The sequence below is a fragment of the Telluria sp. AZSoR62 genome (assembly GCF_058111565.1).
In genome coordinates, this window is sequence record NZ_JBYTST010000002.1 from 21,655 (window position 1) to 43,561 (window position 21,907).

Sequence of the window (21,907 nt, forward strand, 5' to 3'; positions counted from 1 at the left end):
ATATATGCATGCCTGAATTCACTGGTCTTTGCCTGTCGAATATTCTATCCTTTGCGGTTAGCAATATTCTAATAAGGAGAGACCGTGTCGAAATCCATTCTGTCGCGCAGCCTGCTGGCGACCATCATCCCCGCTGCGCTGCTGGCCTTCGCGGCGCCGGCCCATGCCGCAGCGCCCGCCAAGGCGGCAACGGCCGCCGCCGGCGCGGACGTGCTGCCCTTCAAGGCCGTCGAGAAAACCCTGCCCAATGGCCTGAAGGTGATCGTGGTGCCGACCGGCTTCCCGAATCTGGTGTCGGTGCACATCCCGGTCCAAACCGGTTCGCGCAACGAAGTCGAGCCGGGCAAGTCGGGCTTCGCCCACTTCTTCGAGCACATGATGTTCCGCGGCACGCCGACTTATCCGCCCGAGAAGTACCAGCAGATCATCACCAAGGCCGGCGCGCGCCAGAATGCATACACCAGCGACGACCTGACCAACTACTACACCACCTTCGCCAAGGAAGACCTGGAGACCGTGCTGAAGGTCGAAGCCGACCGCTTCCAAAACCTAGCCTATCCAGTGGAGGCCTTCAAGACCGAATCGCGCGCCGTACTTGGCGAGTATAACAAGAACAGCGCTAACCCGATGCAAAAGCTGTTCGAAGTCCAGCGCGAAGCGGCCTTCACCACCCACACTTACCGCCACACGACGATGGGCTTCCTCAAGGACATCGAGGACATGCCCAACCAGTACGAGTATTCGAAGGTCTTCTTCGATCGCTGGTACCGGCCCGAGCGCACCGCCGTCATCATCGCCGGCGACGTCGAGCCGGCCAAGGCGATCGCAATGGTCGAGCGCTATTTCGGCGCTTGGAAGCGCGGCAGCTTCAAGTCGAACGTGCCGGTCGAACCGCCCGCGCGCGGCGCCCAGTACCGCCACGTGCCATGGCCAACCCCGACCCTGCCCCTGGTGACGGTCGCCTTCCGCGCGCCGGCCTTCTCCGAAACGAAGAAGGACCAGGCGGCGTTGTCGATGCTGCTCTCGCTGAGCTTCGGCCGCACGTCGACCTTGTACAAGCGCCTGGTGCAGGACGAGCAGAAGGTCGACCAGCTGTTCGACTACACCCCGAACCGGGTCGACGCCAACCTGGCCACGATCGGCGCGCGCGTCAAGAAGGCCGCCGACGCGGTCTACGTGCGCGACGCCATCCTGGCGACGGTGGCGAAGCTGCGCGACGAGCCGGTGACCGCCAGCGCCCTGGCCGACGCCAAGTCCGCCAACAAGTACGGCCTGATCCGCTCGCTCGACAATACCGAGGCGATCGCCTCGACCCTGGCCTCCTACGTGCACTTCGACCGTTCCTACGGAACCCTGAACCGCTATTACCGCGTGGTCGACAGCTTGACGCCAGCGGACCTGCAGGCTGCCGCCCGCAAATACCTGGTGGACGACTCGATGGTGGTCACCACCCTGTCGCATGACGCCCTGCCGGCGGCTGTCGGCACGCTGCCGAAGCTGGCCGATTTCGCGCCCAAGGCCGGCGACGCACGATTCGACGTGCTGGTGCAGAAATCAAGCCTGCCGCAGATCCGCTTCAAGCTGCTGTTCGCGGCCGGCTCCGCGCATGACCCGAAAGGCAAGGAAGGCCTGGCGGCGCTGACCGCTGCGATGGTGGCGTCCGCCGGCTCGCGCGAGCGCAAGATCGACGAAGTCACCAAGGCCCTGTTCCCGCTGGCAGCCAGCCTCACCGAGCAGACCGACAAGGAAATGACCACCTTCACCGGCACCACCCACAAGGACAACTGGGACCAGTACCTGGGTATCGCCCTGCCCTTGCTGACCGACCCGGGCTTTCGCGAGGAAGACTTCCGCCGCCTGAAGGACGCGCAGAAGAACGCGCTGGTGCTCGACCTGAAGGACAACAACGAAGAGGAATTCGGCAAGGAGCGCCTGCAAGCGAACGTCTTCGCCGGCACGCCCTACGGCCACCCGGTGCTGGGCACGGCCAGGGGCATCGAGTCGATCACCCTGGAGGACGTGAAGAACTTCTACCGCCAGGCCTACACCCAGGGCGCGGTGCGGATCGGCATCTCGGGCGACGTGTCGGAGAAGATGACGGCCTCGCTCAAGACCGCGCTGGCGCGCCTGCCCGCCGGCGGCGGACTGCCTGCGACACCCGCCATTCGTGGGCGCATGCCTGACGGACTGGAAGTCGAGATCATCGAGAAGAACACCCGCGCCACCGCGATCTCCTTCGGCCTGCCCCTGGAAGTGACGCGCTCGCATCCGGACTTCCCTGCCCTGTGGATGGCCAAGACCTGGCTGGGCGAGCACCGCGCCTCGAGCGCGCGCCTGTACCAGCGCATCCGCGAGGAGCGCGGCCTGAACTACGGCGACTATGCCTATATCGAAGCCTTCCCGCGCGGGATGTTCCAGTTCTTCCCGAACCCGAACCTGGGCCGCAAGGCGCAGCTGTTCGAAGTCTGGATCCGTCCGGTGGCCCCGCAAAACGGCCACTTCGCCCTGCGCGCCGCGCTGTTCGAGCTGGACAAGCTGGTGGCCAATGGCTTGAGCGAGCAGGACTTCGAGACCACCCGCGGCTACCTGATGAAGAACGTGTTCGTGATGACGGCCACGCAGGACCAGCAGCTGGGCTATGCGCTCGACGCCCAGTGGTACCGGACGCCGGAATTCACGCGCATGATGCGCGACGGCCTGGCCAAACTCACGGTAGCCGACGTAAATGCCGCCATCAGGAAGCACCTCTCGAGCAGGAAGCTCTCGGTGGTGGTGATTACCAAGGATGCGGCCGACCTGAAGGAAAAGCTGGTGAGCGACGCTTTCTCGCCGGTGAAATACGACGCCACCAAGCCGCAGTCGCTGCTCGACGAAGACCAGAAGATCGGGTCGATGAAGCTGGGGATCAGGCCGGAGGCGGTCAGGATCACGCCGGCGGTGCAGGCCTTTGCGCAGTAAGCTGACTTTTACACGCTTGTGAAATCGGCGCCCCTGGAGGCGCCGATTTTTTTTCCGCTACCGGCGGCCGGACAAATCAACAGCTCAGGACGTCATGCGGTCCCAGCCATGTCGCACCGCCGACTTCATCTTTTCCCAGGTCGATGGCCCGCCGCGGCTGTAGCGGGTGTCCCAGTCGGTATGCAGGTCGTTTTCCACCTCGCTCCACTGGCGGCCGCGGTATTTCTCGTCGCGCGCCATCTCCGAGCCATACGAATACGCCGGTTTGTACTCGTCGTAGGACGAGCCCTCGGTAGCGCTGCTGTAGGTGGCGTTCCAGTGGCGGCGGTAAGCGGTGTCGTCGTCGAGGTCCAGGCGATCGGCCGTGGTCTTGTGGCCGCCGGTCATGCTTTCCCAGCCATGGCGCACGGCTGCCTTCATCTTGTCCCAGGCTCCGCCCACGCTGTCGGTGCCGGTCGCACTGCCGGCGCCGGTGCCGTTCGCGATGCGCGAATCCCAGCCGCGCCGCATGTCGCCCTCGATATCGTCCCAGGGCTGGTTGCGGTACATCTGGCTCTTGCGCATTTCGGCGCCATACGAATAGGCCGGCTTGTAGTCGTCGTAGTCGTTGTCCGAGCTGCTCAGGTGGGTATCGTAGTGACTGCGGAAGCGGGTATCGTCATCGTCGGAGGTGCTGCCGCTGTCCAGGCTCGGGCTGGAACTGGCGGCTCCGGTCCCTGGCGAATAGATGCGCGACTTGCCGCGCTGGATTTCCATCGAGCCCATGCCGGCGCGCGCGTCGCGCTGCTGGGATGCCGCGCCGCCGCCCTGGTAGGCCGAGCCCTCCAGCGCCGAGCCGCGAATCGTGCCGCCCTGCTGGCCCGAGCTGTCGAACGACGCCGCGGTGCTCTGGGTGCCGTCGAGCGAGGAACCCTGTACCGAGTTCTCCTGCAGGGTCGAACCCTGGAAGGAGGTGCCGCCGGTGGCGCTCAGGCCGCTCTTGCCCATTGGTTCCTGGTAGGTCTGGCCCATCGGCTCGGCCTGGTTCAGCGATTGCTGGGCGAACAGCTTGCGGTCGCCCGCGTCGTCGAGTTGCTGGTTCAGGACAGGCGCCGCCGGCTGGCCGGCGGGCGGGGTGCCGGACTGCGCCGACATCGAGGCCGATTGCTGCATCCCGCCGGCGCCGCTCATGCGCATCGACTCCGGCATGCCCGCCATACCGGTGGCACCAGGACCCGAGGACTGCTCGTCGATGTCGGTCGGGCCGTAGCGCTCGACGATGTCGGCTGCGCGCTCGACCTCCGGCAGCGAGTCGGCGCGGACGGTGAGCACGTGGTGGCCGCGCGTGACCGCCCCTTCGTAGCGGCTGGCGCGTTCGCTGTTATCGGCCCCGAACAGGTCGGTGAAGAAGTGCTTGATGCTGGCGCCGATGCCCTCGCCGGTGCCGTCATTGGTGTAGCTGGGAGATGCCCCGGTCACGCTGTCGGTCATGCCGGTCGGGTCTGCGTTCGACAGGCGCACGTCCTGGCGCGAGAAATTCGAGGACAGCAGTTCGTTCATTGCATTCTGGGCGTCGGTCCGGTTATCGAACACGGCTACGAGAGTATGTTGCATGGTCGTACCTCCAAAAGGTCAATGTCATGACGCAGGCGAGTCGCTTGCCATGCGCCCGCCACGGCTGGGCGAATGGGTCGAGATTACTCCAAACCGGCAGGGGTGCGCGCGCGACTGCCGTGCACGGATCGCCGGGCCGGCAGGGTGCGTCTTGCAGACGCGGCAACCGTCCGGCGCCAGTAAAAAACGGCGCCATGAAGGCGCCGTTTCGGTCGTTCCGGGTGGCCCACGAAGGCCACCGGATTGTCGGTCTTAGTACGAGCGATTGCTGTTGTTGTCGTCGGTCATGCGGTCCCAGCCATGACGGACGGCGGCCTTCATGCGCTCCCAGGTCGACCCGGTCTTGCCGGCGTTGCGGGTCTCCCAGTCGGAGCGCAGATCGCCCTCGACATCGGCCCAGGCACGATCCTTGTAGCGGGTATCGCTGCGCATCTGCGAGCCGTAGCCATAGGCCGGCGCGTACTCGTCGTACGAACCGCCGGTGCTGCCATAGGTGCTCTGGAAGTGGTTGCGGTAGTAGGTGTCGTTGTCCATGCCGCCGGTGGCGCCCAGGCGCTCGACGTCCACTTCGGTGCGGCGCACGGTGTCGGTGATGTTTTCCTGGCGCTCGTTGACCTGCTTGCCGATCGTGACTTCCTCGACGATGCGCGCCGATTTCTCGACCACGGCTTCCTCGGCGCTCTCGCGCATTTCGATGGTCTGCTCCTTGAAGGCAGTGGCGTCAGCCGGATTGATCGGCTGGTTCACCGTACGGCGTTGGACGTCGACGTGCTCTTCGCGCAGGCCGATGGTTTCATTGACCGGGGTTTCCACGACGCGCGAGAAGATGCGCACGCCGCCGCGCTGGACTTCGCGCTTGCCCACTTTCAGCTGCTCTTCGACGACAGGAATCGACTGGGTGGAGGTGTCGCGCTGCTGCGAGGAGCCGGTCAGCGAACCCTGCTGCTGGGTCGAGGCCGACTGCGCCGACATCGACGACGAGGACATGCCGCTCTGGCTGCCCGACAGCATCGCGCCGGGAACGCCGGCGCTCGCGCCCGCGCCGCTCGAATGCTCGTCGATGTCGATCGGGCCGAAGCCTTCGACGATATCGGCGGCGCGCTCGACTTCATCGAGCGAATCGGCGGTCAGGGTGATGACGTTCTTGCCGCTGCTGACCGCGCCTTCATAACGGGTGACGTGGTCGTTGCTGTCGCCGAACAGGTCGCTGAAGAAGTTCTTGATGCCGCTGCCGAAGCCGGTATCGGTGCTGGTCGTGGTGCCGGTGCTGGTGCTGGTGCCGCTGTCGGAGCCGGACAGGCGCACGTCCTCGCGCGAGAAGCCGGAGGACAGCAGTTCGTTCATGGCGTTTTGTGCGTCGGTGCGGTTGTCGAATACAGCTACAAGAGTATGTTGCATGGTATTTCCTCCGTTAAGGGATAGTCATGGCGCCGGCGGATTGCCGGCATCGTCGAATCGCTCCACGTCGACGCGTTCCACTTTCAGCGGGACGGTCTCCTGGTAGCGTTCTTCGTGCCGGGTCCGGGTGATATGCAGTTCTTCCTTGATGCGAAGCCGCCGTTCGACGACCAGCACTTCCTCGAGCACAGGAACGATGAGGGTATCGCCTTCGTAGCGGTTGGCCGGCGCTTCGCCGGCCGCAACGATCCGGTCGATCGGGACGTGTTTCACCTGCACCTCGTCGCGCGACAGGCGCTCGTCGATGGTGACAGGCTGTTCCGATACCGTCTTGTGGATGCGGACGCCGCGGCCGGTTTCGACGACACGGGTTCCAAAGGCGAGCTGCTCTTCGATCACAGGAATGCGCAGGTCATCCTGGTCTTCGTGCTCGGGGGTGGTACTGGACATCAATCGGCTCCTCGGAATCGCTGCATGAGAGCGACGAGATTACCCCAATCGGCGAGCACCCTGCACACCCTTGACTGCTGGAATGATGAGCGAAAAAAAGGCCGCAGCCCTGGAAGAATTGCGGCCTTGCCTTTCGCGCCGACAGCCTCAGTTGAAGGGGTTGGAGACGGTCTTGACCTCGGGTGGCGGCAGCTGGTCGGGCAGCTCGCGCGACTCGAGCGCGGCGACAATCGCACCCAGCGTTGCGTGCAGCAGCTTCGCGCTTTGCAGGCCCTGTTTGTCGGCGGTCAGGTCGATGTCGCCCGACAGCGTGATGCGGTCGACGCGGTTCTCCAGCATCAGGTTGCCGACCTCCAGCACGTCGGCTTCGTTGGCGTAGGGCGTAAAGCTTTTTTTACGGGTCATCTCAGCTCCCAGGTTCAATGGCGGTTCTTGCGCTGGCGGATCTTGGGCAACGCCAGCATGCGTTCCTTCTGCTGCCGCGTCAGCGAAGGCAGCAGTTCGATCCCGACAATGCGCTCGAGCTCGGCCACGGGAATGGCATGGACCGGTGCGTCGCCCCGGTTCTCGACGAACCAGGCTGCGGCCGCTCTCTGGCGCGGGCTGTACACCACCTTGTACAGGTGGCTCGGCACCAGCACGTTGCCGACCTGGCGCAGATTCGTGCCCAGGAAAGCCGGGCCGGTAATGACGTAGAGCGCGCCCTCTTTCCTGGCCATCTTGCGCACCGCCCCTTCGATCGGGGCCCAGATGTGGCGGTTGTGGTCGCGGTCTTGCGGCACCATGTTCGCCAGCGAAAAACTTTCGCGCTGGGCGCGGCGGTCGGGCATGTCGCCGTTCGGCGCCAGGTGGCCGCGGTCGAGGCCGCTGCGCGCGTAATCGGACAGCTCGGCGCGCTGGCTGCGCGGCAGGCGCGGCTCGGCATGGAAGGCGTTGTCCCGGTCCAGTCCAGACGCCGCTTCCAGGTTATCCGCGCGCAGGAATTCGGCCGACCACAGCGCGGTGCGGGTTACCCCCGAATGCATCACGCCGAACACCTGGTAGCACAGCTCGCGCGTATCGACCGCCAGTTTGGGGTTGCGAATTTCGGGTGGGCGGCCGTCGAGGTAATGGGAGGGGCAGCCGGCGCCATGGACGGCGCCGGAGAGCAGCAGGGCTGCAGCCAGGCCCAGGCGGGCCAGGAGAGAACGAAACATGGTATGCAGGCGACATGAAAACAAGCTGCATTGTAGCCTGCCGGCCTTGATAGAGCTCAAACAGTTGTTTGCGCTATCTGCGCACGCTTGCACACAATTGAATGCCTTTCCGCAAAGAATGGTCTAGAATTCCCGTTTTCTTTTAAAGCTTCCTTTTGGGAAATTTTACCCTGCCCGAATGGACCGTTCACCCATCCCCGAGGACCTGCGCCGCTTTGTGTTGACAAGCGTGCCGTCCGTGCCCTTCCTGGAGGCGCTGCTGCTGCTGCGCGCCAATCCAGGCCAGCAATGGACCGGCGAGATGCTCGCCGGGCGGCTGTATATCAGCGAGCGCACCGGCCAGGGCCTGCTCGAGGACCTGTGCCGCGCGATGATGGCCAAGCCCTGCGCATCGCTGGATCCGCAGGCTCGCGCGCACAGTTACTGTTATGCCCCGTCGACCGAGGTGCTGCGCGAACGCATCGACCTGCTGGCCGACCTGTATGCACGGCACCTGGTCGACATCACCCACCTGATCCACTCCACCCTCGAGCGCAAGGCGCAGCAGTTCGCCGACGCTTTCCGCTTGCGCAAGGAACCCTAATGGGCGCACTCATCTACACCTTATGCATGCTGACCTCGCTGGCCTGCACCTGGCTGCTGTTTGCCAGCTACCGGCGCACGCGCTACCGCCTCCTGTTCTGGAGCGGCTTGTGCTTCGCGGTCATGACCTTCAACAATTTGTTCCTGATATTCGACAAGATCATCTTCCCGACTGTCGACTTCATGCCGGTCCGGCTGGGCAGCGCCCTGCTGGCCTGCCTGCTGCTGTTGTACGGCCTGATCTACGAGAAGGAGTAAGCCGATGAGCCAGATGATGTACGGTGCGATCTCGATGGCCTCGCTGACCATCGCCCTGTTCTTCCTGCGCTTCTGGCGCAGCTCGGGCGACCGCTTCTTCATGTATTTCGCGCTGTCCTTCTTCATCGAGGCGCTGCACCGTATTTATTCGGCTGTGCTCAATGAAACCGGCGAGGATTCGCCGCTGCATTACCTGGTGCGCCTGCTTGCCTACGGCCTGATCCTGTGGGCGATCCTGGAAAAGAACCTGCCGCACAGGGACCGGCGCAAGGATGGCGAGGGCTAGCGTGCGCCCGCGGCAGGGAGGCGGCGCGATAATGGGTCATGGAAAACCGCCAACAGGAGATCGACATGGCCATGCCAAACCAGCCGCAAGACAAACAGGAACCCGGGCAGAACAACCAGCAGCGAGCCGATCCCGGCAATCCGGTCGCCGGCGGCGGGCAGGAGCAGCGCTCCGATAATTTGCTGCCGGGCGAGGAAGGGGCCGAAGACGGCCGCTTCGACGTCGCCGAAGAAGTCAGCCTCGACCAGCACTCCGACGAAGCGCGCCGTATCGGCCAGCTGCCCGAGAACGGCATCGCCGATTCCCTCCCGGACGCGCTCAAGACCCCTGTGCCGTCCCAGCAGGTCCCGGACAAGCCTTGACGCCGCCCTGGCGCGGCCGTGTGAGAGCTTCGCCTGTTGCTCACCTATAATTGCTCCGTTAACCCGGGGATATGCAATATGGAGCAACTTCTTTCAAGCAAACTGCAGGCCCTGAAGGCCGATGTCGAGCGCGTCGTCGACGAGGTGGTCGCCCCGCGTGCCGCTGAAGTCGACCGCGATTGCCTGTGGCCTGCCCATTCGATGGCCGCGTTTGCCAGTGCCGGACTGACCGGCCTGCAGGTGCCGGTGTCCCTGGGTGGACACGGGCAAGGGCTGGCGGCGCTGAGCATGGCCACCGAAGCAATCGGCCGCGCCTGTCCCTCATCGGCACTGTGCTTCGGGATGCACTGCGTCGGCACAGCCGTGATCGCGGCCAAGGCGACGCCCTTCCACGAGGAGCGCTACCTGCGTCCGATCGCGCAGGGCCGCCACCTGACCACGCTTGCATTGTCGGAAAGCGGCAGTGGCGCCCACTTCTACCTGCCGGCCACAACACTGCGTCACGAGAATGGCTTCCTGGTGGTCAATGGAGTCAAGCAATTCGTCACCAATGGCGCGCACGCGGACTCGTATGTACTCTCCGCGAGCGTCCCCGGCGGGGCGGGCGATATCGGCGATTTCAGCTGCCTGGTGGCCGAGGAAGGCACGGCCGGGATGGCCTGGCAGGCGCCCTGGGAGGGCTTCGGCATGCGCGGGAACTCGTCGCGCGGCCTGGAGCTGCGCGGCGCACGCTTTCCGTCCAGCCAGCTGCTGGGCGAACATGGCGACCAGGTATGGTATGTCTTCGAAGTGGTCGCGCCCTTCTTCCTCATGGCCATGGCAGGCACCTATCTCGGCATTGCCCAGGCCGCCCTGGATGCCGCAGGCGAGCACCTGCGCAACCGCCGCTATGCCCACTCCGGCGAATCGCTGGCCGACGTCGAGACCCTGCAGGCGCGCTATGCCGGCATGTGGATCGCGGTCGAGAAGACCCGCGCGCTCATCCAGGGCGCAGCGCAGCGCGGCGACATGGGACATGCCGACGCCCTGCCCTTTATCCTCGCCTGCAAGGCCGACGCCGGCGACACCGCGGTGCAGCTGGCCAACGATGCCATGACGATCTGTGGCGGCGCCGCCTACCGCGAGAACAGCCGGGTTGCGCAGATGCTGCGCGACGCCCGCGCCAGCCATGTCATGTCCCCCACCACCGACCTGCTCAAGCTCTGGACCGGCCGCAGCCTGCTGGGGCTGCCGCTACTGTGAGCCTGCCTGCCGTACTCTTCGTTGCCGGCGCCGGCGGCGCGGTCCACCCGCCCCCGGATGGGAGCCGGACGCTCGACGAAGAAGGGCTCGCCGGCGCCGCCTTGCCGCAAGCCCAGGTGGTGGTGCTCGACGCGTCCGTGGCCGATCCCTTGCAGGCGGTGCGCAGCCTGCGTGCGGGCGGACTCGACGCCTACTGGGTATTCCTGCGCGCGCCCGCCAGCGTCGCGGCATTGCGCGCCAGCCTGCAGCGGGCCCCGCTGATCGGGCGCCGCTGGATCCTGCTGTCGCTCGACCAGCCGGACCTGAACGCGCGTATTGGCCGCGCCATCCAAGAAGCCGGACTGCGATCGCGCCTGCGGACCACCCTCGAGCGCGCCAACCGCCAGCTGGCCCAGCCAAAGCCGCGCGAGATGCCGGCTTACCGGCGGATGCTGCTGGCCGAGCATTATCTCGACAGTTTCCTGGCGCAGGCCAGCGATGCGATGATCGGGCTCGACCCGCAGCTGGCGGTGATCCACTGGAACGCGCGCGCCAGCGCGCTGCTCGGCATCGGCGAGCGCGATGCGCTTGCCTCGAGCGGCCCGCAGCTTCCCTGCTGGCAGCCGGAGCTCGCCTCGCTGCTGGACGAGCTGCGCGATGGCCGCAGCCAGGGCACGCTGCTGGCCGCCTGCGAAGTCGGCGGCGAGCTGCGTTACCTCGACCTGGCGGTTTCCAGCGTCCGGGCGCCGGACGGCGAACTGCTCGGCTACATGCTGGTCGTGCGCGACGTCAGTACGCGCGAGGCGGCGCTCCAGGCCGAACGGCTGGCCGGGCTGGCCGCGGAAGAAAGCAGGCGCGAGCTTGCCCGCCTGTTCGACCTGGCGCCAGGCTTCATGGCCATCACGCGTGGCCCGCGGCATGTCTTCGAGATGGCGAACCAGGCCTACGTGCGCCTGTTCGGCGAACGCGCCTACTCCGGCCAGGCCATGGCGGCGAGCTTTCCCGAGTTCGCCGAGCAACCCTTCCTGCGCCTGCGCGACGAAGTCTATGCAAGCGGCCGGGCGTACGTCGGGCGTGCGATCCCCGTGACACTGCGCCGCGAAGGCGGCGCGAGCGATGTGCGCTACCTGGACTTCGTGTACCAGCCAATTACCGGTGCCGGCGGCGCCGTCACGGGCATCCTGTGCCAGGGGCACGACGTCACCGAACACAAGCTGATGCAAGATGGCCTGCTGCGCCACCAGGCCGAACTGGAGCAGGAAGTGCACGCACGCACCGACGCCCTGCGCAGCGCCAACCTGGCCCTGCACCAGTCGCAGAAGCTCGAGGCGGTCGGGAAGCTGACCGGAGGCGTCGCACACGACTTCAACAACATCCTGCAGATCATCGCCAGCAACCTCGACCTGCTGGCATCGTCCTTGCCGGCGCCAAAAGAGGACGCGCCGCGCGCGCTGCAACGCATCGAGGCGACCAAAGCGGCCGTGCGGCGCGGCGGCAAGCTGGCGGCGGCCCTGCTGGCCTTTGCGCGCCGGCAGCCGCTGCAGCCGGTGCCCACCGACCTTGCGCGCAGCGTGTCCGACCTGGACGAATTGCTGCGCCGTGCCCTCGGCCCGGCCATCGACATCCGCGTCGGGATCGCGCCCGGGCTCTGGCGCACGCTGGTCGACCGCGACCAGCTGGAAAACGTGCTGCTCAATCTCGCCATCAATGCGCGCGACGCCATGGCCGGTAGCGGTCGGCTGACCATCGAGCTGGCCAACGCGGTGCTGGGAGGCCACGAACCAGGCATCAGCATGGACGTGGCGCCGGGCGACTACGTGCTGCTGGCCGTGTCCGACAATGGCAGCGGCATGCCGCCCGAGGTGCGCGAGCGCGCCTTCGAACCGTTCTACACCACCAAGCCCGAGGGCCAGGGCACGGGTCTGGGGCTGTCGATGGCCTACGGCTTCGTCAGGCAAAGCGGCGGGCATATCGGGCTCTACAGCGAAGCGGGCGTCGGCACCACGGTCAAGATTTTCCTTCCGCGCAGCCTGCAGGCTGCCGTCGAGACGGTGCAACCGGCCCTGGACGCGCTGCGCGGCGGCAGCGAGACCATCCTCGTGGTCGAGGACGACCCGGCCGTGCAAGCGGGAGTGGTCGATATCCTGGGCGGCCTGGGCTACTCGGTGCTGGCGGCCGGCGACGCCCAAAGCGCGCTGGCGCTGCTCGAGGCGGGGGCGCGGCCTGCCCTGCTGTTCACCGATGTAGTGATGCCCGGCGAGCTGTCGAGCATGGAGCTGGCGCGCCAGGCCCGCACCATCGATCCGCGGATCGCGGTCCTGTTCACCTCGGGCTATACGCGCGAAGCCATGATGCATGGCGCGCGGCTGGCCCCCGACGTCGAGTTGCTGAGCAAACCCTACGGCCGCGAGGACCTGGCCAGGCGGGTGCACCGGCTGCTCGACGCGCGGTCGCAGGCGCGCCATCCCGAGCCTGGGGCGCCCGTGCCCGCCCCCAGGCGCGTGCTGCTGGTCGAGGACAACGAGGACAGCCGGGTGATGCTTGGCGCGCTGCTGGACATGCTCGGCTACCGCTGGCACGGCTGCGCCGACGCCGAAAGCGCCCTGGCCGAACTCGGGCCGGCAGACCTGCTGCTGACCGATCTCACGCTGCCGGGCATGAACGGCACGACACTGGCGGCCCTGGCCCGCAAACGCTATCCCCGGCTGCCGGTGATCTTCTGTTCGGGCCGCGATGTCGATATTCACGCGGTTCCGGATGCCGGCCTCCTGCCCAAGCCATTCACGCTCGAGCAGCTGGGCCAGGCGCTGGCGCGCGCCGGAATGTCAACGCCGGCGTGACATCCTGGCCTGCGCCTCAGGACATTGTCACGCCCATCTTCAAGCCCTCGATCGTATGGGCCTGCTGGATCGGCTCGAGCCGTTCCACCACCCGGCAACTCAGGTGCTCGCGCACCTGCGGCGGCAGGCTGTCGTGGAAGGCGCGCGACATCTGCAGGTCGTGGCGGATGGCATTGGTCGCATCGGGCGCATCGGCGCCGACCACCAGCACCGGGCGCGACCGGTTCGACTGGTTGGCCGTGCCGCGGTGGATGGTCAGGGCCGAGCGCGCCGAGATGTCGCCCATCTTCGGCATCTTGCGCTCGGCCAGCGCCTCGTAGCGTGGCCACAGCGCAGGATCGGGGAACATCGGGTCGCCCCCGAACAGGTCCCACTGGGTGCCCGGCGCGATCTCGAAGGGGCCCATGTCTTCGGTGACGTCGACGGTAGTGATATTGAAGGCGAGCGAGCTCAGACGCCGGCCGCGCGCCGTTTCGGGCGGCGAGGCGAAGTCGCGGTGCCAGGGCTGGTGCATGGCGCCCGGGCCGGGCACGTCGAAGCCGACTTCGACCAGCCGGTAGTCCGGCCCCAGCACGGCGCTGCACACCGCCACCACCCAGGGGTGGCTGGCGATCGCCACGAAGCCGCGCAGGCGTTCCGGATGAACTTCGACATAGAAGCGGTTCGGGCCGCGGTTGAGCGCGCCGCCGGGCCGTGCCTGGGCCTCGCGGAACAGCAGGTCGATATCGGCGCCCAGTTCTGCGATCAGGCCGCGCTCGAAGGCGCCGCGGCAGGCGATGATGCCGTCGCCGTAGATGCCGCGCATGATGTCGGCCACTTCATGGCCGGTGGCGGGCAGTTGACTATCCATTATTTATCCTCCAAATACCTGGGTTGCGGCAGGCGCGCCGCGCAATTTCCATCGAGGCGAGCACACAGGGCGCCCATACTAGCGGCATTCGGCGCTTGGCGTCGCAAGGCCGCAGCCAGGCGCGCCGCCTACCAGGCGATCCCCATCAGCACCTCGCCCATGCGCGGCCAGCACAGGCCGCGCAATTGCTCGCGCCCTGCCCAGCGGTAGCCGTCCATCTCGGGCGTTTCCACCCCCGTGACATGGTGCGGGAAGGTGGTGCTGCAACGCAGGTGGGCCAGGCTCTCCAGCCCTGGTCCGCACTCCACCATGAACAGGTGCAGGCGCTTGTCGCGGCGGTAGGCGAAGGGGCCGAGGTCGCGAAAGCGCGCCGCTTCGAATACCAGCCCGGATTCCTCGCGCAGCTCGCGCATTGCCGCTTCCAGCTCGGTTTCGCCCGGGTCCAGCATGCCCTTGGGGATATCCCATTTGGGCGTGTGCGTGACATGGCACAGCAGCAGCTCGCGCTGCGGGTTCACTACCAGGGTGCCACAGGAAAGGGTGTGCTTGGCCATGCGCGCTTGCGTTGTAGGCGGCAGGAATGCCGCCGGTCGAGGCCGCAAAGCCCATTTGCGTGCCGATGAACCAATGTATCGATGCATGTGCCCGACTGTCAACTGTGCGCGCCCCAGCTTCCTTGCGCCGCACACTAGGCACTGTCGTCTTGCGGTAACGGGAGCCTGGGATGGAGTTTTTGCTGAACAATAATGAGCTGGAAAACTGGATGCTGGCGCTAGGCGTGTGCATCGGGACCACGGCCGCCATGGTCGCCGTGCGGCTGCTGGCACTGCGCCGCCTGGAAGATGCGTCGCGCCGCACCGTGACGCGGGTGGACGACCTGGTGGTGCGCATGCTGCGCACCACCTACCTGCTGCTGGTGCTGGCGATCGGCATCTACTTGGGCAGCATCTTCGTCGTCATGCCCGAGAGCTGGCGCCTGGTGGTCTCGCGCATCGCGATCGCTTCGTTGATCCTGCAGCTCGGGATCTGGGCCGACACCGGCCTGCGCGGCTGGCGCAGCCAGTTGCTGGCTACGCCGGGCGACGGGGCGCGCAAGGCATCCAGCACCATCGTGTTCTTCATGCTGCGCCTGGTGGTGTGGACCGTGGCCTTCCTGATGATGCTGGATAACTTCGGATTCAACATCACCGCCCTAGTCGCCAGCCTGGGCGTCGGCGGCATCGCGGTCGCGCTGGCGACCCAGAACATCCTGGGGGACCTGTTCGCCTCGCTCTCGATCATGCTCGACAAGCCTTTTGAAGTCGGCGACTTCATCATCGTGGGCGACGCCCTGGGCGAGGTCGAATACATCGGCCTGAAGACGACCCGGCTGCGCGGACTGGGCGGCGAGCAGATCGTGTTCTCGAACGGCGAGCTGCTCAAGAGCCGCATCCACAACCACAAACGCATGCAGTCGCGCCGCGTCGCCTTCGTCCTGCGGGTGGCCTACGGCACCTGCGAGGAAAGCGTCACGGCCATTCCCGGCATCGTGCGCGCCATCATCGCCGCGCGCAGCGACGTCGACTTCGAGCGCGCCCATTTCTTCCGCTACGGCGACTGGTCGCTCGACTTCGAGGTCGTCTACCACTTCCGCAGCCCGGACTACATCCTGCACATGGACGCCCAGCAGGAGATCCTACTGCGGGTCTACCGCGCCTTCCAGCGCGAGCGGATCCAGTTCGCGCACCCGCTGTCGGTGGTGCGCGTGGCCGATGCGGGCGACCCGGCCGGCGGCTGGCCGCCGATGCCGGCTGCCGCCAGTCTGGCGAAGCACTGAAACGGTGCAATGCGCAAGACCGGTCCTACGCGGCCGGGCTGGCCAGTCCTATTCACCTGCCGAGGCCGCTACCCTAAGATGGATTCACCTCTTCCGGAACACACCATCGCAAGACGCGACGGGAGCCGGACGGGATCCAACCAACTTTGTCATCAGATAAAGGAGACGATCATGGCATCGAACGACCAAGGCAAGAGCAAGCGCGGTTTCGCATCGATGGACGAACAGAAGCAGCGCGAAGTGGCATCGGCTGGCGGCCGCGCATCCGGCGGCAATTCGCAAAGCGGCAATGCCCAGAGCGGTAATTCGCAAAGCGGCAACCGCGGCGGCGCCCAGGGCGGCGGCAACCAGGGCGGCAACAGCCAGCGCGGCAACAGCCAGAGCGGCGGCGAAAGCAAGCGCGGCTTCGCATCGATGGACCCGCAGCGCCAGCGCGAAATCGCCTCCGAAGGCGGGCGCGCAGCCCATGCCTCGGGCAATGCCCACGAGTTCAACTCGCAGGAGGCGCGCGAGGCCGGCCGCATGAGCCACAAGAACGACGGCAACCAGCAAAGCGGCAACCGCGGTGACGCCCAGAGCGGCGGGAACAATGGCGGCAACGGCGGTGGGAACCAGGGCGGCAACGGCGGCGGTGGGCGCAGCAGCAAGCGCTAAGCCAGGCATCGGTCCCCCGCGTCACGCGCGGGGGGCTCGCCAGGTGAGCGGCAGTGTCCACCGGACCTGCCGCTTTTTTTCGCGCCTGCCCTCATCGACACGCGCATTGCTGCGTTGCGGGCGCGGAATCCGCCCTGCGCCGCGAAACGCGTGCGTAAAAAGACACGGCGGCGCTACCCCAAAGGGTAACGCCGCCGTGCAGTCGCCAGCCAGCGGGTTCGACACCCGCTGGCCGCTTACGCTGTCAAGCCTGTCGAGCGCATCAGGCGGTTTTCGCGATCGGCAGCGGGCTGGCCTTGGCCGCGGCCATGTCCGGCGCCGCCACCTCGGCCTTGCCGGCGCCCAGGCGCCGGGCCGTGGTGTTCGGGACGGCGCTGGTGATCAGCTCGTGCATCTTGGTGGCGGTGCGGTCCCAGGAGGTGCCGGCCACCACTTCGCGCATGCGCTTGGCCATGGCCTGGCGCTCGGATTCGCTCATTGCCAGCTGGCGTTCGCAGGCGGCGATGTACTGCTCTGGGGTATCGGCGATGGCCACCACGTCGCCGTAGGGGACCACGACGTCGGTGATCGGGGTCGAGACCGACGGCAGTTCGGCTGCCATGTATTCGAGCACCTTGGTCGGGCTGATGAACTTGGTCGAATCGTTCATGGCGAACGGCAGCAGGCAGACGTCCCAGCCGGCCAGGAACTGCGGCAGCTGGTCATAGGTGCGCTGGCCCATGTAGTGCACGTTGGGCTGCTTGGGCAGCGTGGCCGGGTCGATCTTGACGACCGGGCCCACCAGCACGATCTGCCATTCCGGATGGGCATCGGCCATGTTCGAGACCAGGTCGACGTCGAAACGCTCGTCGATCACGCCGTAGAAGCCCAGGCGCGGACCCGGGATATGGGCCTGGTCCGGGTGCGAGATGTCGCGGTCCTGGGCCTGGCGGAAGTGCTTGGCGTCGACGCTGCTCGAGAAGCAGTGGGCGTTGGCGTGGCGGTCGCGCTTGGACTGGTACAGGCTCGGGCCGCCCGTGAAGACGACATCGGCCATGTTCAGCAGCGCGCTCTCGCGCTGCAGCAGCTGCTTCGGCGAATTCTTGAACATCGCCAGCTCGTCCATGCAGTCGTAGACGATCTTGGATGGGTTCAGGCCCTGCAGCAACGGCAGCGCCATCGGGGTGTAGAACCAGACGATCGGCTGTTCGCCGGCCGGCACCAGGTCGGCCAGCAGGGTCTGCAGGGTCGGGATCTGGTCGTCGTGGAAGCCCGGTGCGTGAATCGGGGTATGGGGCTGGCAGACGGTGATATTCGGTGCGACGGCGGTCTTCTTCAGGAACGCCTGGCCGTCGGTATGGAGCGGCTCTTCGATGAAGACAATATCGTAGTGCTCGGCGAGACGGGTCATGAGGTGCTGCGGGCGCTGGAAGACGAAGTCCCAGCGGAGGTGGCAGAACACGATCAAGGTCGGCATGTTGATTTCCTTTCGCCTGCGTGGCGCTATAGTTGTTTGGGAATGCCTGGCAGGTTTCTCTCTCGATGCCAGTCTCCGGCCGAGCTAGAAGCCGACCGTACCCCGAGATCGTAACATGCAATTTTCCCAACTTTTTTAGTGGTGCGCCGCAACATTTCCTGCTCGAAACGTTCGCAGCTTGTCCCCGCAGCTTCCCTCATAGGGAAGAGCGAGTGTGAACAGGCAACCTTGTAGGTCGCCGCCTACATAAAAGAGGGAAGTTTAACTACGAATAATCGCCGAGATTTTTACCGCCCACAGGCTCGGGCACGCCCTGCTGGAGCGATTCCACGGATGCCTTGTAGCGAAAGCGGCGAGCGTAGACCACGGCGGCGGATGCCCTGGCGAACCCTGTCCACGAATCGTAGGAAACCGACCCGCCCTGCGTTACGCCCGGGCGGCCATCATTCGTCGCGATAAGGCTCGGCGCCTTCGGCGTGGCCGTCCGGGCTGAATCCGGTGGCCACCGAGACCCCTTCCAGGCCGAGCGAGAGCAGCGCGTCGCACAGGTTGTCCATCTCCGCGCCGAGGTCCGCGGCCAGGTCGACCGGCAGCTCCACGCTGCCCCAGGGTGTGCCGCCATCGAGGGCGTACAGGTTCACCCGCAGCACGATATGCTCGCCGGCGTCGATCGGCGCCACTGCCGCATGCACCTGGTCGGCCTCGAGCTCCTTGGCCGCCAGCGTGCGCGCCACTTCGGACAGGGTGCCCAGCGTCGTCAGCTCGGCCACGCCCTGCTCCTTGGCGCCGTAGAACAGGTCCTGGTAGAGGAAATCGACGTGCACGCTGTCCGGATCGGCCGCGAGGCAGCGGCGCACGGCCGGCGCCACCTGCACGGTCCAGGCGCGGTAGCGCTCCGCGCGCGCGCCGTACCAGGCGTCGGCCGCCGTTTCGTCTTTCGGGACGGCGTAGAACGGATCGTTCGCGCGCTTGAGCGAGAAGCCCAGCAAAAAGCGCAGTTCCATCGCCGACTCGTCGGGCGCGAAGCGCTCGCCGGTCCAGCCACGGATGCTGGCCTCGATGGTCGGCGCCGGCTGCAGCTTCTTCTCCAGCAGCGACGCGGCCGCCTCGCGCAGCATCTCGTGCAGGGTCGAGAACGCGACATGGTCGATCTCGGCCAGGTCGTAGGCATGCTGGATCAGCACCAGCTTGGCGTCCTTGCCCTCCAGTCCCGCCAGGTGGAAGCTGTTCGACAGTTCCTCGAAAGCGTCGGCGTCCTGGAAGGTTTCCTGGGCCACCAGGCCACCCTGGCTGCGCACGAACAGCGGCACCAGGAAGGCGTCGATCTCGATGTCGCTGCCGTCGTCGCGGCGCAGGCGCAGGGTCGCGGCTTCTTCCTCGATGCGCCCGCGCAGCAGGCGGCAGGCTTCCGGATCGGTGTAGCGGGCCTGCTCGATCGCCTCGTACAGCACCTCGTCGCGCTTCTTGCGCAGCAGCTTGCGCACCGCGGCCACCAGTTCGGCCTCGCGTTCGCCGTCGCCCCCCGGGCCAGGGAGCTCTTCCTGCTCGGCGATGGCGAGCGCCAGTTCGGCCAGTTCGTTGGCCTGGGAGCCGGCGTCCTCCTCGCGCGGGTTGTTCGAAGTTCGGGGCAGCGGGCGCTTATTCTTTGGCATGGCGGCGGTTCGGTAATGAATGAACCGCCATGTTAGCGCATCGGCATCGCGGGCAGCACGCCGACGCATGCCGGCCGGGGCGCCCCAAGCGCACGCGCGCCTGTCCAGTGCAGTGTTATGCTTCAGGCAAAACAAGCAGGGAGCCACGAATGCTCGACAAATTCTTCAAGCTCAGCCAGAGCGGCACGGACGTGCGCACCGAACTCCTGGCCGGGCTGACGACCTTCCTGACGATGGTCTACATCATCTTCGTCAATCCTTCCATCCTCGGCGACGCCGGCATGCCCAGGGAAGCCGTGTTCGTGGCCACCTGCCTGGTGGCGGCGCTCGGCACGCTCGTGATGGGGCTGTACGCCAACTACCCGATCGCGATGGCCCCGGGCATGGGACTGAACGCCTATTTCGGGTACGCCGTGGTGCTGGGCATGGGCATCGCCTGGCAGGCGGCGCTGGGCGCGGTCTTCATTTCCGGCTGCCTGTTCATCCTGGTCTCGGTGCTGGGCCTGCGCGGCATGATCGTCAACGGCATCCCGCGTTCGATGCGGGTGGCCATCACGGTCGGCCTGGGCATGTTCCTGGCCCTGATCGCGCTGAAGAACGCCGGCATCGTGGTGGCCAGCCCGGCGACCCTGGTCAAGGCGGGCGACCTGCACCAGCCGCCGGCCATCATGGCCGTGATCGGCTTCTTCGCCATCGTGGCGCTGGACCGCCTGCGGGTGAAGGGCGCTATCCTGATCGGCATCGTGCTGGTGACGGTGCTGTCCTTCTTCTTCGGCGGGAATACCTACAAGGGCATTTTCTCGGCGCCGCCCCCGATCGACCCGACCCTGCTCAAGCTCGACATCCCCGGCGCCCTGTCCGCCGGCATCCTGAACGTGGTGCTGGTGTTCTTCCTGGTCGAGCTGTTCGACGCCACCGGCACCCTGATGGGCGTGGCGCGCCGCGCCGGCCTGCTGGTCGAGGGCAAGATGGACCGCCTGAACAAGGCCCTGCTGGCCGACAGCGGCGCCATCGTGGCCGGCAGCCTGCTGGGCACCTCCAGCACCACCGCCTACCTGGAGAGCGCCTCGGGCGTGCAGGCCGGCGGGCGCACCGGCCTGACCGCCGTCACGGTGGCGGTGCTGTTCCTGGCCTGTTTGTTCATCGCGCCGCTGGCCGGCGTGGTGCCGGCCTATGCGACAGCGCCGGCCCTGCTGTTCGTGGCCTGCCTGATGCTGGGCGACCTGGGCGATGTCGACTGGAGCGACTCCACCGAAAGCATCCCGGCCGCGGTCACGGCCCTGGTGATGCCGTTCACCTTCTCCATCGCAGAAGGCATCGCGTTCGGCTTCATTACCTATGCGGTGCTCAAGCTGCTCACGGGCCGGGCGCGCGACGTGGCGCCGGTGGTGTGGGTGATTGCCGCGCTGTTCACTTTCAAGATCGTCTATATCGGCACCTAGCGCCAATTGTGTCGGAAAGCATGGGTTCGCGCTGCCTTTGGGATACAATGTCCGGCATCCTGCAAGCGCCCCCCGTGGCAACGATGCTCATGAAATCATTCAAACCCCTTGCGATCCTGGTGCTGTGCGCCCTCCATGGCGCGGCCCGGGCCGAGCCCGACCTGCCGATGGTCGGCGATGTCCACGCCCCCTTGAGCGTGGCGCTGCCCGAGATTCCCGAAGGCGGCTGGTTCACTTCCGCCGAGCTGGGCGCGATCACGACCTCCGGCAATACCAGCGGCACCTCGATCACGGGCAAGATCGACGCCCGCCACGAGACCGCCGCATGGAGCCACGAATTCGTGGTGAGCGGCTTCTTCAAGGAAGACGAATACGAGGACGACGAGGGCAATATCGAGAAGAGCAAGTCGGCCGAGCGCTTCGCCGCTTCCGCCAAGGCCTCGCTCAAGCTGCTCGGCGAAGGCAAGCGCGCCTTCATCCTCGGCTCGCACGTCAATGACCGCTTCGGCGCCTACACCCGCTATTCGTCGGTGTCGGTGGGCCATGGCGCGAACTGGTTCAATACCGGCGACAAGTCGCTCGACGTCGAGATCGGACCGGGCTATTTCGCGGGCGAGCGCGCCACCGGCGAGGACGAGAGCGGCCTGACGGTGCGCGGCGCGGCCCAGTTCCGCTGGCGCGTGAGCCCGTCGGCTTATTTCGCCCAGAGCGTGAGCGTGGAAAAAGGCACCTCGAACACCCATTCGGTGGCCGAGACCTCGCTCAGCACCAAGATCAACTCGACCATGCAGATGAAGGCGGGCTTCTCGGCCCGCAACGACAGCAGCGTCCCGCCGGGCAAAAAGAACCTGGATACCCAGACCTCGCTGACGATGGTCTATTCGTTCTAGGAC

General features: G+C 66.3%; 20 protein-coding genes. 11 read left to right on the forward strand and 9 right to left on the reverse strand.

Annotation, left to right across the window (positions count from 1 at the left end; translation table 11 throughout):
* The first annotated feature begins 84 nt into the window (after positions 1 to 84).
* Entirely contained in the window at positions 85 to 2,958 is a 2,874-nt protein-coding gene (locus AC3XQU_RS03545; RefSeq protein WP_489872762.1) for a M16 family metallopeptidase, read from the forward strand.
* Between the two features lie 84 nt (positions 2,959 to 3,042).
* Here AC3XQU_RS03545 and AC3XQU_RS03550 read toward each other — a convergent pair whose 3' ends face one another.
* From AC3XQU_RS03550 to AC3XQU_RS03570, 5 genes are all read right to left on the reverse strand, one after another.
* Positions 3,043 to 4,551, reverse strand: a complete 1,509-nt coding sequence (locus tag AC3XQU_RS03550) for a hypothetical protein (RefSeq protein WP_489872763.1) — start codon at positions 4,549 to 4,551, stop codon at positions 3,043 to 3,045.
* A 252-nt stretch (positions 4,552 to 4,803) separates the two neighbouring features.
* A complete protein-coding gene (locus AC3XQU_RS03555) occupies positions 4,804 to 5,949 on the reverse strand; it encodes a YsnF/AvaK domain-containing protein (RefSeq protein WP_489872764.1) in 1,146 nt (381 codons plus the stop codon).
* Between the two features lie 24 nt (positions 5,950 to 5,973).
* On the reverse strand, positions 5,974 to 6,399 hold the full coding sequence (locus AC3XQU_RS03560) for a YsnF/AvaK domain-containing protein (RefSeq protein ID WP_489872765.1): 426 nt from the start codon (positions 6,397 to 6,399) through the stop codon (positions 5,974 to 5,976).
* Between the two features lie 147 nt (positions 6,400 to 6,546).
* Entirely contained in the window at positions 6,547 to 6,804 is a 258-nt protein-coding gene (locus AC3XQU_RS03565) for a hypothetical protein (RefSeq protein ID WP_489872766.1), read from the reverse strand.
* 14 nt (positions 6,805 to 6,818) lie between these two features.
* Positions 6,819 to 7,595: a DNA/RNA non-specific endonuclease gene (locus tag AC3XQU_RS03570; protein WP_489872767.1), complete on the reverse strand. Its 777-nt coding sequence runs from the start codon at positions 7,593 to 7,595 to the stop codon at positions 6,819 to 6,821.
* Positions 7,596 to 7,773: 178 nt separating this feature from the next.
* Here AC3XQU_RS03570 and AC3XQU_RS03575 point away from each other — a divergent pair, with 178 nt between their 5' ends.
* The 6 genes from AC3XQU_RS03575 to AC3XQU_RS03600 all read left to right on the forward strand — a co-directional run bounded on the left by AC3XQU_RS03575 (position 7,774) and on the right by AC3XQU_RS03600 (position 13,144).
* The gene (locus AC3XQU_RS03575) at positions 7,774 to 8,178 is read left to right on the forward strand and encodes a hypothetical protein (protein WP_489872768.1); all 405 of its coding nucleotides are present in this window, start codon (positions 7,774 to 7,776) and stop codon (positions 8,176 to 8,178) included.
* Positions 8,178 to 8,435 carry a DUF5985 family protein gene (locus AC3XQU_RS03580; protein ID WP_489872769.1) on the forward strand — a complete coding sequence of 86 codons (258 nt, stop codon included), beginning with the start codon at positions 8,178 to 8,180 and terminating at the stop codon, positions 8,433 to 8,435. Before AC3XQU_RS03575 ends, AC3XQU_RS03580 begins: the two co-directional genes overlap by 1 nt.
* A 4-nt stretch (positions 8,436 to 8,439) precedes the next feature.
* Complete coding sequence (locus AC3XQU_RS03585; protein ID WP_489872770.1) at positions 8,440 to 8,721, forward strand: DUF5985 family protein; 282 nt, start codon at positions 8,440 to 8,442, stop codon at positions 8,719 to 8,721.
* Between the two features lie 65 nt (positions 8,722 to 8,786).
* Positions 8,787 to 9,083, forward strand: coding sequence for a hypothetical protein (locus tag AC3XQU_RS03590; RefSeq protein ID WP_489872771.1), 297 nt, complete (start codon positions 8,787 to 8,789; stop codon positions 9,081 to 9,083).
* A 78-nt stretch (positions 9,084 to 9,161) separates the two neighbouring features.
* The gene (locus AC3XQU_RS03595; RefSeq protein ID WP_489872772.1) at positions 9,162 to 10,325 is read left to right on the forward strand and encodes an acyl-CoA dehydrogenase family protein; all 1,164 of its coding nucleotides are present in this window, start codon (positions 9,162 to 9,164) and stop codon (positions 10,323 to 10,325) included.
* On the forward strand, positions 10,322 to 13,144 hold the full coding sequence (locus tag AC3XQU_RS03600) for a response regulator (protein ID WP_489872773.1): 2,823 nt from the start codon (positions 10,322 to 10,324) through the stop codon (positions 13,142 to 13,144). Before AC3XQU_RS03595 ends, AC3XQU_RS03600 begins: the two co-directional genes overlap by 4 nt.
* A gap of 16 nt (positions 13,145 to 13,160) precedes the next feature.
* Here the strand turns inward: AC3XQU_RS03600 and AC3XQU_RS03605 are convergent, their stop codons facing one another.
* The gene (locus AC3XQU_RS03605) at positions 13,161 to 13,994 is read right to left on the reverse strand and encodes a phytanoyl-CoA dioxygenase family protein (RefSeq protein WP_489872774.1); all 834 of its coding nucleotides are present in this window, start codon (positions 13,992 to 13,994) and stop codon (positions 13,161 to 13,163) included.
* Between the two features lie 128 nt (positions 13,995 to 14,122).
* On the reverse strand, positions 14,123 to 14,548 hold the full coding sequence (locus AC3XQU_RS03610) for an NUDIX hydrolase (RefSeq protein WP_489872775.1): 426 nt from the start codon (positions 14,546 to 14,548) through the stop codon (positions 14,123 to 14,125).
* Between the two features lie 179 nt (positions 14,549 to 14,727).
* Here AC3XQU_RS03610 and AC3XQU_RS03615 point away from each other — a divergent pair, with 179 nt between their 5' ends.
* A complete protein-coding gene (locus AC3XQU_RS03615) occupies positions 14,728 to 15,810 on the forward strand; it encodes a mechanosensitive ion channel family protein (RefSeq protein ID WP_489872776.1) in 1,083 nt (360 codons plus the stop codon).
* A 171-nt stretch (positions 15,811 to 15,981) separates the two neighbouring features.
* Positions 15,982 to 16,464, forward strand: a complete 483-nt coding sequence (locus AC3XQU_RS03620; protein ID WP_489872777.1) for a KGG domain-containing protein — start codon at positions 15,982 to 15,984, stop codon at positions 16,462 to 16,464.
* A 262-nt stretch (positions 16,465 to 16,726) separates the two neighbouring features.
* Here AC3XQU_RS03620 and AC3XQU_RS03625 read toward each other — a convergent pair whose 3' ends face one another.
* Both AC3XQU_RS03625 and AC3XQU_RS03630 read right to left on the reverse strand, forming a co-directional pair.
* Positions 16,727 to 17,920 (reverse strand): glycosyltransferase, encoded by a 1,194-nt coding sequence (locus tag AC3XQU_RS03625; RefSeq protein WP_489872778.1) that lies wholly within the window; start codon positions 17,918 to 17,920, stop codon positions 16,727 to 16,729.
* A gap of 443 nt (positions 17,921 to 18,363) precedes the next feature.
* A complete protein-coding gene (locus tag AC3XQU_RS03630) occupies positions 18,364 to 19,572 on the reverse strand; it encodes a hypothetical protein (protein ID WP_489872779.1) in 1,209 nt (402 codons plus the stop codon).
* A 149-nt stretch (positions 19,573 to 19,721) separates the two neighbouring features.
* On the opposite strand from AC3XQU_RS03630, the gene AC3XQU_RS03635 reads away from it, so the two are divergent.
* Together AC3XQU_RS03635 and AC3XQU_RS03640 are read left to right on the forward strand one after the other, a co-directional pair.
* On the forward strand, positions 19,722 to 21,014 hold the full coding sequence (locus AC3XQU_RS03635; RefSeq protein ID WP_489872780.1) for an NCS2 family permease: 1,293 nt from the start codon (positions 19,722 to 19,724) through the stop codon (positions 21,012 to 21,014).
* Positions 21,015 to 21,103: 89 nt separating this feature from the next.
* The gene (locus AC3XQU_RS03640; protein WP_489872781.1) at positions 21,104 to 21,904 is read left to right on the forward strand and encodes a DUF481 domain-containing protein; all 801 of its coding nucleotides are present in this window, start codon (positions 21,104 to 21,106) and stop codon (positions 21,902 to 21,904) included.
* Positions 21,905 to 21,907: the final 3 nt, after the last annotated feature.